We start from the raw sequence: 12,071 nt of genomic DNA, 5'->3' as shown, positions 1-12,071 counted from the left end.
GAGAGGAGTGCCGAATATGAGTCAAGGAATGTTCGCATACGCAGTCGAAACCGAATGGGAAACGCGCGCCCCTCGCGCGCGAACGATGAACGACCTGCTCCGGCATGACGGTCCGTACGCCGGGAACGTAAGGTCCGGACTAGAGGAGCTTCATCTCCACGCCGCTTTCGCCTATCCGACTATCGCCTTGTTCGATGTCATGGCAGGGGAAGTCGACACGTGGACGAGGCGCCAAATGGCCGAGCAGCTATTTGACCTGATCAAGCAGGCCGCTCCGGGCCGCTGGTCTATGCTGCCCGACGACAACAGCCGAATCGGGATCATCTTCCCGTGGGACGACCGGGAATCGATCGTCAACCTGTACCATTCGATCCCAAGCCGCGGCATCGGCCGCAGCCCCCGTACAATTACGCTCGGCATCAGCAATCCGAGTCCGCATCTGAAAGACTTGCATCAATGTTACGAGCAAGCTCGCTTCGCCATCCAACATCGATTCTACGACAGCCATGCGCAGCCGATTTTTTTCGGCCGCATTCACGAATACGCCGTAAGTGCCGACTATCCCGAAGACAAGGAAGACGATCTGCTGCACATCCTGACAGGAGGCGTTGCAAGCGCTTCCGCTGAGCAAGCCGTAGACGCCTTCTACGAAGCTTTGCTTGCCGGCGGTCCATTGCCGGAGAGCAAATTATGCGACGCTACGCTGCGACTGCTCGTCAGCCTGCAGCTTCGGGCCAAATCCGAGCTTGGCCAATCGCATTTTTCCGAGTTGCCCGATATGACGACCTTGATGCGGCAGCCAACGCTGATCGACATGAAGCACACGGTATGCGAAGCGTTGAAGCCGATCGGCGGGGAAGTCGGCGTCTCGGAAAACATGAACCGGACGCTTATTAAACGCGCGGTTACGCTCATGGAGGACGAATACGACAAGGTGTCGCTCCATTATGTCGCAGAGAAAGTATTCATTACGCCGACGTATTTAAGCACCTTATTCAAGTCCAAAATGGGCATCACGTTCATCGAGCATCTGACGCATATCCGGATCGCCAACGCGAAAAAGCTTCTGAAGCAGACGCATTTGAAAAATTACGAGGTCGCGGAGCGGGTCGGCTATCATGATTCGCGTTATTTCAGCCAAATCTTCAAGAAGAAGGTGGGAGTGTCGCCGAGCGAGTTCCGAGACGCCAATTAATGAAGCAAATTCGAAAGCGGGGATACAGTCGCGATACCAAAAGAAGATCAAAGGAGCGTGTTCGTACATGCAGCTGTCCGAATTTTTTACGTCTCATCCGAATCGGTTATGGCATCTGGCGAAGCAGATGGGCGTCGACCATGCGGTAGGCCCTTTGCCAAAGGAGGAGAACGGCTGGAAGCCTTGGGATTACATGAATCTGCTGCACATGAAGCAGCGATACGACAGCTTCGGCATTAAACTGCTCGTGATCGAATCGGCTCCGCCGACCAACAAAATCAAGCTTGGACTGCCCGGCCGCGACGAGGAAATCGAATGGATGCAGCAGCTTATCACCCATATGGGCGCGCTCGGCATTCCGGTGCTCTGCTACAATTTTATGGCGCAGTTCAATTGGTTCCGGACGTCTACCACTACGCGCACCCGCGGTGGCGCGCTCGTGTCCAGCTACGACCATTCGCTGATGCGGGAAGCGCCGCTTACGGAAGCGGGCATCGTCACGGAGGAGCAGCTGTGGGACAACCTTCGCTACTATTTGGAGAGGATCGTACCGGTAGCGGAGAAGGCGAAGGTTAAGCTGGCGCTTCATCCCGACGATCCTCCGATCAGCCCGATCCGCGGCGTATCGCGCATTCTCACGAGCGCGGATGCGCTCCAGCGCGCGATCGACCTCGTACCGAGCGAATATAGCGGCATTACGTTATGCCAAGGCACCATGGCGACAGCGGGCGAACATATTCCCTCCGTCATTCGCAGGTTCGCGGACCAGAACAAACTGTTTTTCGTTCATTTCCGCGACGTGGTCGGAACGCCCGACAAGTTCGAGGAGACGTTCCACGACAGCGGGCAAACCGATATGTACGAAGCGATGAAGACGTATTACGAGGTCGGCTTTGAGGGACCGTGCAGGCCGGATCATGTGCCGACGATGGAAGGCGAGGACAACACGAATCCCGGATATGAAACGCTGGGACGCTTGTACGGCGTCGGCTACATAAAGGGACTGATGGAAGCCGCGGCCGCCGAGCGGAAAGCGGGTCAATCGGCTTAACCTGCAAGATTCAAGTCGATAAAAGGGGCTGTTCCGAAAGTCATAAATGACTTGGGGACAGCCCCTGCGTGTTTGGAATTCGTACATATTGGGCCCGATGCACCCCGGAAGGGCGTTGTGAGCACGATTTTTCGTACACATTCGGCCTGATACACCCCAATGGGGCGTTGTGAGCACGATTTTTCGTACACATTCGGCCCGATGCACCCCAGTTGGGCGTTGCGAGTACGATTTTTCGTACACATTCGGCCTGATGCACCCCGGATGGGCGTTGTGAGTATGATTTTTTGTACACATTCGTCCCGTTGCGCCTCATGTAGAAGAAGAAAAGCTGCCCCTAAAGGTATTTACTTCTGGGACAGCCCCTTTCGTATTATTAGGTCAACCAGAGATTACTGGTTGGCCTATTTTAATGGTCGTTTTATGATGGCGGTAGCCGGGAGAACGTGACAGCCCCTGGGGAATTACCCCGTACTACAAACAGTTCTCCTACTATTCCCTACTACCATGTTTGAGCTGGTTGAGGCGTTTGACCTCGTATCACAAGCGAAGCTGTGGAGTTGGAACCATTGTGGGATTACCGGCGAAGAAATAATAGGAGGAAGTAAATGAGACCCGTTGTAGGCATTGATGTAGCAAAAGGAAAATCAGTCATACAAGCATTCATTAAACGTAATGTTCCCTATGGTCGAGATCAAGTGGTATGGCATACACCAAATGGCCTAGAACGACTACTTCAAGTTTTAGCCGAATTAGAAATGACGACTAAGATGAAACCAGTTGTCATTTTAGAACCAACCGGACACTACCATCGAACTCTCGTTCAGCGAATACAAAGCGAAGGGTATGACATGATACTTGTTAATCCTTTGCAGGCCCAAAGAGCCCGAAGGACAAGTTTGCGTAAAGTCAAAACAGATGCTTCCGATGCTTGGCACTTAGGAGACTTGTACTATCAAGAGGAAGAGTGGTTAGTCCATCCTTGTCGTGAAGAACATCTCATGGACTTGCAATTTCTAACTAGACATCACGAGTTCATTACAAGCCTCTATGTGCAAGCAAAGTTAAACATGCGGACGTTGCTGGATCAAGTATTTCCAGGTTACGAGGGGGTGTTTAAAGATTTGTTTTCTAAAACCTCTCTTAACCTGCTCGACATGTGCTTATCGCAAGAAGGTGTCCAAAGCAGGGATGAAGAAGGATGGGTTCAAGCTGTAAGGGAAGCAACAAGAGCCTCTCGTTCAGAAGCTTGGATGAAACGCAAAGTAGATCATTTAAAGACAGCTGTGCTCCAGAATCCTGTCACACATGTCCCCTTCGGATTAGAAAAAGCTCTACGCAGCCTGCTAGCTACTGTTCGTGAACTTCAATTGCAACTAACCGAACTTGAGAAAACAATTTTGGAGTTGTCTGAAATAATCGAGGAAGTACAGTTATTGGAGACTATACCTGGTGTAGGGACGAAGATAGCCGCTTCAATCGTCGCGGAAATTGGTGATGCCTCTCAATTTAGGTATCCTAAACAATTAGTGGCTTATGCGGGGCTTGATCCGAGTGTTTTCAGTTCAGGAAAGTTCACAGCCACTCAAAACCGCATTACAAAACGGGGATCCAAACGATTAAGGCGTGCTGTTTATTTAGCCGTCACATGCGGTTTGAGAGCAGGATTAAATCTTCGAATGCGAGAGTATTATGACAAGAAAAAAGTGAAGGGAAGCCCCATAAGGTAGCTGTGATCGCTTGCGCCAACAAGTTACTACATCACATCTACGCTATGCTCAAAAGAAGGCAACCCTACACTTTATAACTCGTCGATTCCATAAACTTCCATGTGCATGTTGTACTCATTTTTCAGTATAGCAAATTTTAAGCCATTCAAAAAGCTTAGCTTGACATACCATTAGCTGGTTTTTATTAGCGTACGGCGTTGATCCGACGGCTGATTGAGCTGTAGGTACGTTTCGCGTGCCTGCAGCCTAACGGAAGCGGTGTCAGTTGTGCTTTTAATCGTGCTTCCTATTTACTTCCGCCAGTTGCTAAAAAATTAGACGGTCGTTATGTTTTTGCGTGCATATCATTCCGCTGCCAAAGATCTGGAAGAGTGAAAAAAATCAAACCATATCATAAATCTATCGCATGTACACCTGAAAGCGATTTCAATACAATGGGGTCTATACATCGGAATGAAAGGGGAGTGTTGCGGGATGAGAGCCGAAGCGGTCCATAAGACTAAGCCGATGGCATCGCGCTTAAGCAAAACGAAGAAGCTGAAGGGCACGAACGATAACAATCTGGCCGGTTACCTGTTCATTTCGCCGTGGCTGCTCGGATTTTTGCTGCTGACGTTGTGGCCGATCGTGCAATCCTTTTATTTGTCCTTTACGGATTATTCGCTTCTCGAAGCGCCGTCTTGGACGGGAATGGACAACTATGCCAACATTTTTGCGAACGATAACGATTTTACCACATCGCTGAAGGTGACCTTCCTGTTCGTCCTGTTTTCGGTTCCGCTGAAGCTGTTTTTCTCGCTGATGGTCGCGATGATGCTGAACAAAAACCTGAAGGGCATGAATCTGTACCGGACGGCAATCTATTTCCCTTCCCTCATCGGAGGAAGCATTGCCGTATCCGCGCTTTGGCGGAACATGTTCAACCGGAACGGTTACTTCAACCAAGTGCTCGACTGGTTCGGCATCCAAGGCGTCGGCTGGATCACCAATCCGCACACGTCGCTCGCGACGCTGATCCTGCTTAACACCTGGCAATTCGGGTCGACGATGGTCATCTTCCTCGCGGGTCTGAAGCAGATTCCGCAGGAGCTGTACGAATCGGCTTCCGTCGACGGCGCGTCGAAGATCCGAAAGTTTTTTCACATTACGCTTCCGATGCTGTCGCCGGTTATGTTCTTTAATCTCGTGCTCGGCATTATCGGATCCTTCCAAATGTTCACGGCGGCCTTCATCATCACGCAGGGCGGTCCCATCAACTCGACCTACATGTACGCGCTGTTCCTCTACGAGAAGGCGTTCAAGCATTACCAGATGGGATACGCATCGGCGCTGGCATGGATTCTGCTCGTGATCGTGGCGCTCATGACCGCCATCAACTTCCTCGTATCGCGATACTGGGTCTTCTACGAGACGGATGGAGGGAAGTCCTGATGAACGCAAGCGCGGCGATTCGCAAGTCATGGTCGAACCATCTGCTTCTCATTCTGTTCTCGCTCCTCATGCTGTATCCGATCATCTGGTGGATCGGAGCGTCCTTGAAGACAACGGCGGAGATGAGCTCGCCTTCGATCTGGCCGTCCACGCCGATCTGGGAAAACTACACGCTCGGCTGGCGTTATTCGCCCGAGTTCACGTTCGGCCATTTCTTCGGCAACACGCTGATCATGGAATTCTGGAACGTGCTCGGAGGAGTGCTGACCAGCGCGATCGTCGCTTACGGGTTCGCCCGGATCAGCTTCAAGTTCCGCGGCGCTCTGTTCTCGATCCTGCTGCTGACGATGATGCTGCCCGGACAAGTGACGATCGTCCCGCAATATATTCTCTACAACAAGCTGGGGCTGATGGATAGTTACATACCGCTTGTCTTGCCTCATTTCTTCGGCGGCGGAGCGTTCTTCATCTTCCTGCTCGTGCAGTTCATCCGCGGTATTCCGCGCGAGCTTGACGAAGCGGCCAAGATCGACGGGGCGTCCGTGTACGGCATCTTCTTTCGGATCGTCCTGCCGCTTATCAAGCCGGCGCTCGTCACCGTCGCGATCTTCACGTTCATCTGGAGTTGGGACGACTTCTTCGCGCAAGTGCTTTACCTGAGCTCCGTCGAGAAGTTTACAGTCGGCCTCGGACTGCGCATGTTCGTGGACCAATTCGAGATTCAATGGGGCAAGCTGCTCGCGATGTCGTTGTTATCGGTTGTGCCGTCCGTCGTGCTGTTTTTCGTCGCACAGAAACATTTTGTCGAAGGGATCGCCACGACGGGCTTGAAAGGGTAGAAGGTTAGGCCGGTTTTTATTACACGGGGACAAAGGGGATGGAATGATGAAAAAAACGAATGGATGGCGCAGAGGAACGATGGCGCTGCTGCTTGCCGCCGTGATGGGGCTGACGGCTTGCGCGAGCGGAGGCGGCGACAAGGGAGAAGGAGGCGAAGGGGGACCGGTCAAGCTCAAAATCATGTGGCAAGGTCCAGATGCGAGGCATCAGGCGATGTTGAAAACGCAGGAAGTATACACAGGTCTGAATCCGTCCATCACGTTCTCACCGGAATACATGGCGTGGGACGACTACTGGAAGAAACTCCCGACGCTTGCCGCCTCCCACACGCTGCCCGACGTGCTGCACATGGACGGCGCCTTCATCCACGAATACGCGACGAGGGGGACGCTCGAGGATCTGTCGGGCATCGATCTGACCGGCGTCATCGACGACAAGACGCTGGAGAACCTGAAGATCGATGGAAAGCTGTATGGCATTCCGATCAGCCGGAACGCGCAAGGCGTCGCGTTTAACAGAGAAGCGCTGGAGGCCGCCGGCATCGAGCTGCCGAAGAAGGACTGGACCTGGGACGAATACTTCGACTTTGCCCGGAATGCCCGCGAGAAGCTTCCGGAAGGCGTCTATCCGATCGGCGACACGACGACATGGGATCATTACGTGTATTACCAAGCTTCCTACGGCAAAGGACCGATCATTCAAGATAGCGGCAAGACGTTTAACCTCGACAAGGAACTGTTCATGAAGTTCTATGGCATCTACGACGAATTCCGCAAAAACAAAATCGTGCCGCCAGCAGATATGGGCAGCGCGTTTAAGGAAAACGATCCGCAGGCGGATCCGATGGCGAGCGGCAAAGTGATGACTCGCGGCGCTTCGGTCGGATCGGTCAGCGCGCTGGAGCTGCTCATGCCGGGCAAGGTGGACGTGGTGAACATGCCGACCGGTCCGTCGGGCGGCGGCTGGGCGCAGCCGACGATCTTCCTGAGCGTGACCACCGACTCCAAACATAAGGAAGAAGCGAAGGCGTTCATTAAGTGGTTCGTCACGGACAAAGCGGCAGGCGAGACGTACGGATTGAACTTCGGCATTCCGATCTCGAACGACATCTATGCGGCGCTCGAACCGAATCTGCAGCCGAAGGACAAAATCGGCAAGAAGCTGTACGACACGGCGCTGGACAAGGCGATGCCGTTTATGCCGGCGGCGGCCGGCTGGTCGGAGTGGGTGGACGGCTACAAGAAAACGATGGACGCCGTCATGTACGGGCAGAAGTCCATCGAGGAAGCTTACGAAGAGATTGCCAAATCGGGCAATGCGATCGCGAAGAAGCTAAGCGAGGAATAACCGGGCAATGGCGGCCGTAGTAGAACGATCCTAAAATTCCGTAACCATTGCGACTTCGTCGATCCTTCAAACGGTATGCCGAACTGAAAAGATGGCTAACGGAGCACACAGCCGCTATTTTGCCTTTCATGCCTCATTCTAAAATCTAACGAAGCTACGCGCGCTTATTGGACGGATTTCTAGGGAAATGGCACTGTTTGATGGCCAATAGCGGTCTCCAGCTCCGTTAGAATTTGTAAACAAACGATTTTATTCGAATAACGACTGTGGCCGCCGTTAGCCATCTCAAACGGTTGCCATCGAGTTGCAGATCATGGCTGTATGGCAAATGTAGACGGTAATTCTGAATCGAACTACTTGATGCCGTCTGCAAAGGGAACGGGCAATCCATTCAAGGGATTGCCCGTTTGCCGCGTAATTGCGCGATCGCCGCTCAATCGCGCCGACTGATGTTATCGGCCGTAGCGCTCGCTAATTCCCATCGATTCTCTCCGGAGCTGCTTGGTTTTCAAATCCGAATGCGTAATGTGGATCTCGGAGGTCACCTCAACCTGTGCCTTGGCGAATAACGCGTTCCAATCGCGCATTATCGGCTTGAACTGCTTAAAGCGATGCCGGTAGAGATGCTCCCCGAAGCCGAAAACGTCGACGCCGAAATCCTGCTGAACCTTGGCGATCGTTTCTTTGACCTGCGCGTTCAGATAGGCGGCCGTTCGTTGCTCCATCTCCGCGTAACCCTCGACCTTGTCCAGCGGAAATTGCTCTTGTATGTTTGCGATTTGGCCTTCGCCTTCGATATGAACACGAATATGGGGGATTTTCCCCTTCATCGTTACTTCCATGCTTGCGTGATTATGTCTGTATCGGAGACTGGCAAATTGGTCCTTCTGTCCCATCGGTACGGAGAGAGAAGTAGCCTTCAGTTTGTTTCTCACGATATTGACGAAACGGGTTTCGTCGGCGTTTATGAAGCCGATCAGCTTATCTTCGCGGAAGACGGCAGACCCCGACATTTTGACGACCGCATCCGGTTTTAGCGCTTTGATGCTGTCCATATTCCCGCTTTTGCCGGCGTTCCCCTGGAGCGTTACCGCGGCTAATATCATTTCTCGCCCCTCGGTCAAGGTGGCTTGCGTATAATCGAATAACCGGCTGGCGGGCACGCCTCCCCACCTGTCCCCGAAGTTTTCGACCTGCGTTTGAAGTTTTAAGCTTGCGTACATGCCGCCTGGATACGTAATTTGAAGTAATTGCGATGCCGGGACGTTATGCGCCACCAAGAGAATGATATCCTCGCGCATATACCTGGAGCGCTGAAAGACGTCCATGTAGGGGAAGAGTCCTTTCCTTGCGATTCGTTCGTCAATGACAACTATCCGGTTATGCGCCGTGAGGAGCAGTCGTTCTGCCTTGTCGTTTAGTTTCGTTACCGTATCCGTTATGGAATTTCCTTCGCTGGTATAAAGGGTGGTCGGCGTCCCTCCCTTACCCGGGTTTAAAGCCTGCGCTTCCGCCGTGTTCAAGATCTCGAAGGTGACCTTCCTTTTCCCGTCTTTCCCCCCAGGTTCGATCGCGATACCCGTAATGAGGGACGAGCGGTTGATCTCCGTCATGTCCCAGCAGCCGCTAAGCATCGCGCATAGGATAACGATTATCGTTGATTTTAACCAATTCCGTTTCTGTTTCATGAGGGTATTTTCCCCGCGAGTCTGCGCATGGATGTCAGATACGGGACGCCGTACATCTCGATGCGGGACAAATGCACCATTAAGAAGGCGCATCCGAGGATGACTCCATAGAGGCCAAGGCTGGCGCCGGCTACGATCAAGGCGTAACGGAACAACCGGATATTCGAGCCGAATGTGTAAATAGGCGCGACGTAGCTCGAAATGACGGCCAAAGCCACGACGATGACGTTTATATTCGATACGATTCCCGCTTGGACGACGGCTTCGCCTAAAACAAGCGCGCCAGCGATCGCGATGGATTGGCCGACGATGCGGGGCATGCGCGTGCTCGCCTCCCGCAAAATTTCGAATGTGATCTCCATCATGAATATTTCGATTACCGCAGGGAACGGTATGCCTTCCCGCTGCGCGGCGATACTCGTCAATAACAACGTCGGAATCAGCTCTTGATGATAGCTGGTTACCGCGACGTACAGCGCCGGCATGCACAAGGAGAAAAAAAACGAAACGTAGCGGATGAAACGTACGAATGCGCTAAAAACGTTCCACTGGTACTGGTCTTCGGGGGAAGAGAAAAAATCGTCCAGCACGGCCGGAACGACTAGGACGAACGGGCTGCCGTTGACGATGACGGCTGCTCTCCGGTTAAGCAAGTAGTCGCATACCGAATCCGGACGTTCGCTGTTGTTGACCGTAGGGAATAACGTAAACCCGGGAGGGCGGAACAACGATTCCAGGCTTCCGGAATCGAACAGGCTTTTCATTCTGCATGACGTGATGCTCGACCGAACTTGCTCCAGCACGTCCATACCGACCTCGCCTTCCACGAAGGCGAGGTAGATGGCGGTCTTCGATTGATCCCCGATCTCGTATTTCTCGAATCGGAGCTTATCGTTTCTGATTCGCCGTCGAATCAGGCTCATATTGGTCGATGCGGATTCCGTAAACCCTTCCTTTGGGCCTCTGACCACGTTTTGGGTAGAAGGTTCGTTGACCTGGCGGGTATCCAATTTTTTTACTTCAACGTACAGAACGCGATCATCGCCATCCAAGACGATTGCGGCATATCCTTCGCCTAATTTCTCGGATAGACGATTCAGATGATCCGTCATTTGGCTCGTAAGTCCGCTCAAATATTGTTTGCGTAGCGAATCCAACAGGGAGTCTCCATGATCGGGCAGCTCCGCATCGGCAGCCTGAGACAGCGGTTTGACGACGTAATCCATGACGAAAGAGGAATTCGTCATGGAATTCAAGTAGACGAGCAGCCCCTTCTCTCCGCGGATCAGCAAGTGGATTTGAATCAGATCATCCGTCTCTCCGAAAGCCCGATGAAGTTCGGTAATTAATCGATTCACGTTCATGAAGTTCCTCCTCTCCGATATCGGATCCAGACAAGCAATAAAGTTAGAAACGGGAGCACGAGTTGCAGGGGCATGTGCAACGCGTACATGACGATTTTTAATCCTTCCTTATAATGTTCCGCGCCGTTGCTGGCGATCAGAATCGAGAACGCGCCGATCAGCAGGGAGGCGGGGAGATGGACGTTATGCGCCTGTATACGGAAGACAAGAGCGGCGCCTTTACATCCCGCATACAAAAAAACCGAGCATTTCAACAACACGCCGAACATAATGATAAGCGCCACAAGGGCGTCCATCCGCGTGATGAAATTCGCGATGTTGATCATTCTTGCTGCATCCAGCAGCGCGAATACGGAAAATTGGATATTTTCCATGCCCAACGTGGTTGTAAGCAGGATGTCGGACAACGTCAAGATCAGCCCAGCGCTCCACAAAGCCGCCAGACCCGTCCTTCGGAATTGGCGCAAGTTGCCGAGCGTCGGGAAAAAGACGAGAAACACGATCAGTTCGCCGTAAGGGAACCAAATCGTGCTGGTTAATGATGCCAGCCAGACTTCGGCGAACCCATGGGACAGGAAGGGCAGCAGCCGTTCCATGTCCACGGAATCGCTGGCGACAAGCAAAACGGCCATAACGACAAAAAAGAAAAGAACCATTGTGGCGATAAGCACTGACAATCGGCCGATCGCGAAAAGGCCTCCTGCCGAGGTATAAGCGACGATCAGCACGAACAAGGCTACGATAATGGGATTCGGCGTAAAACGCAGAAGCGAAGTCGTGACCAGCTCGGTCATGTCGCGGACATTGCGGGCGGCGATATACAGGAAATAGACAGTATACCCAAGAACGAATATTCGACCCACGATTCGTCCCCAAGCCTTTACGAGCAGCGAAAACAAATCATGATGCTGTCCTTTGGCGAGGAGCAGCGCATAGAAACAGAATAATAGGGTCGCAGGCAGCAAGGTGACCAGATCGACCAGCCACGTATCCGGGACGAGCTTAGGCGTTCCGTAAATAATGGACGTTCCGAGCAGGAAAACGATCATGATCGTAAAGACATGGTACGGCTTTAGCTTAGCGGATGTCATGAACGACCCTCCTTCTTCTTGCGGGTCAATCCGGCCATGAGTCGTTTCATCCACGGACGATGTCTCATATCCCCGAAGACGGCGACAAGGAATGCCGCTCCGATCAACATGCGGGAGCCAAGCTCGTATTTTTGAAATAAACAAATGATTGCCTGTAAGAACGGTTCATCGTACACCCAAGTATCGAGCAATGCCATCAAAAGCAAGCCAAGGGCAGCCAATATCGCGATTCCAAGCGCAATCACATAGCATCATCCTCCCCGGAGCAATCTACTAATGGTAAATTGCGCAACCTGCACCATGATTATGTATAGAAAGAAAGAGGAGGAAGCGA

The 12,071-nt window shown here is 52.4% G+C and carries 10 protein-coding genes; 6 read left to right on the top strand and 4 right to left on the bottom strand.

The window, feature by feature from the left end:
• Nucleotides 1–16: 16 nt before the first annotated feature.
• From RB620_RS06590 to RB620_RS06565, 6 genes are all read left to right on the top strand, one after another.
• Nucleotides 17–1,195, top strand: coding sequence for a helix-turn-helix domain-containing protein (locus RB620_RS06590; protein WP_308092876.1), 1,179 nt, complete (start codon nucleotides 17–19; stop codon nucleotides 1,193–1,195).
• 67 nt (nucleotides 1,196–1,262) lie between these two features.
• Nucleotides 1,263–2,246, top strand: a complete 984-nt coding sequence (locus RB620_RS06585) for a mannonate dehydratase (protein WP_308092875.1) — start codon at nucleotides 1,263–1,265, stop codon at nucleotides 2,244–2,246.
• Nucleotides 2,247–2,854: 608 nt separating this feature from the next.
• Nucleotides 2,855–3,976 (top strand): IS110 family RNA-guided transposase, encoded by a 1,122-nt coding sequence (locus tag RB620_RS06580; protein WP_308092873.1) that lies wholly within the window; start codon nucleotides 2,855–2,857, stop codon nucleotides 3,974–3,976.
• A 507-nt stretch (nucleotides 3,977–4,483) separates the two neighbouring features.
• Entirely contained in the window at nucleotides 4,484–5,407 is a 924-nt protein-coding gene (locus RB620_RS06575; protein ID WP_308092928.1) for a carbohydrate ABC transporter permease, read from the top strand.
• Nucleotides 5,407–6,246 (top strand): carbohydrate ABC transporter permease, encoded by an 840-nt coding sequence (locus tag RB620_RS06570; protein WP_308092871.1) that lies wholly within the window; start codon nucleotides 5,407–5,409, stop codon nucleotides 6,244–6,246. Before RB620_RS06575 ends, RB620_RS06570 begins: the two co-directional genes overlap by 1 nt.
• Before the next feature lie 46 nt (nucleotides 6,247–6,292).
• Nucleotides 6,293–7,594: an ABC transporter substrate-binding protein gene (locus tag RB620_RS06565; RefSeq protein WP_308092870.1), complete on the top strand. Its 1,302-nt coding sequence runs from the start codon at nucleotides 6,293–6,295 to the stop codon at nucleotides 7,592–7,594.
• 452 nt (nucleotides 7,595–8,046) lie between these two features.
• On the opposite strand, the gene RB620_RS06560 is transcribed toward RB620_RS06565, so the two are convergent.
• The 4 genes from RB620_RS06560 to RB620_RS06545 are packed head-to-tail and all read right to left on the bottom strand — an operon-like array spanning nucleotide 8,047 to nucleotide 11,982.
• On the bottom strand, nucleotides 8,047–9,282 hold the full coding sequence (locus RB620_RS06560) for a Ger(x)C family spore germination protein (protein WP_308092868.1): 1,236 nt from the start codon (nucleotides 9,280–9,282) through the stop codon (nucleotides 8,047–8,049).
• Entirely contained in the window at nucleotides 9,279–10,646 is a 1,368-nt protein-coding gene (locus tag RB620_RS06555) for a spore germination protein (RefSeq protein WP_308092866.1), read from the bottom strand. The genes RB620_RS06560 and RB620_RS06555 overlap by 4 nt, the downstream gene beginning before the upstream one ends.
• Complete coding sequence (locus tag RB620_RS06550; protein ID WP_308092864.1) at nucleotides 10,643–11,737, bottom strand: GerAB/ArcD/ProY family transporter; 1,095 nt, start codon at nucleotides 11,735–11,737, stop codon at nucleotides 10,643–10,645. Before RB620_RS06550 ends, RB620_RS06555 begins: the two co-directional genes overlap by 4 nt.
• Nucleotides 11,734–11,982 carry a hypothetical protein gene (locus RB620_RS06545; protein ID WP_308092862.1) on the bottom strand — a complete coding sequence of 83 codons (249 nt, stop codon included), beginning with the start codon at nucleotides 11,980–11,982 and terminating at the stop codon, nucleotides 11,734–11,736. The genes RB620_RS06550 and RB620_RS06545 overlap by 4 nt, the downstream gene beginning before the upstream one ends.
• Between the last annotated feature and the right edge of the window lie 89 nt (nucleotides 11,983–12,071).

The organism is Paenibacillus sp. LHD-117 (assembly GCF_030929555.1).
GTDB lineage: Bacteria > Bacillota > Bacilli > Paenibacillales > Paenibacillaceae > Pristimantibacillus.
Note: the sequence above shows the minus strand (reverse complement) of the source record. Positions and strands in the feature narration are given on the sequence as shown.

What these genes read in the sequence shown, in the direction of transcription:
- RB620_RS06590 (WP_308092876.1), top strand. Translation starts at nt 17, where the DNA reads ATGAGTCAAGGAATGTTCGCATACGCAGTCGAAACCGAATGGGAAACG.
- RB620_RS06585 (WP_308092875.1), top strand. Translation starts at nt 1,263, where the DNA reads ATGCAGCTGTCCGAATTTTTTACGTCTCATCCGAATCGGTTATGGCAT.
- RB620_RS06580 (WP_308092873.1), top strand. Translation starts at nt 2,855, where the DNA reads ATGAGACCCGTTGTAGGCATTGATGTAGCAAAAGGAAAATCAGTCATA.
- RB620_RS06575 (WP_308092928.1), top strand. Translation starts at nt 4,484, where the DNA reads ATGGCATCGCGCTTAAGCAAAACGAAGAAGCTGAAGGGCACGAACGAT.
- RB620_RS06570 (WP_308092871.1), top strand. Translation starts at nt 5,407, where the DNA reads ATGAACGCAAGCGCGGCGATTCGCAAGTCATGGTCGAACCATCTGCTT.
- RB620_RS06565 (WP_308092870.1), top strand. Translation starts at nt 6,293, where the DNA reads ATGAAAAAAACGAATGGATGGCGCAGAGGAACGATGGCGCTGCTGCTT.
- RB620_RS06560 (WP_308092868.1), bottom strand. Translation starts at nt 9,282, where the DNA reads ATGAAACAGAAACGGAATTGGTTAAAATCAACGATAATCGTTATCCTA.
- RB620_RS06555 (WP_308092866.1), bottom strand. Translation starts at nt 10,646, where the DNA reads ATGAACGTGAATCGATTAATTACCGAACTTCATCGGGCTTTCGGAGAG.
- RB620_RS06550 (WP_308092864.1), bottom strand. Translation starts at nt 11,737, where the DNA reads ATGACATCCGCTAAGCTAAAGCCGTACCATGTCTTTACGATCATGATC.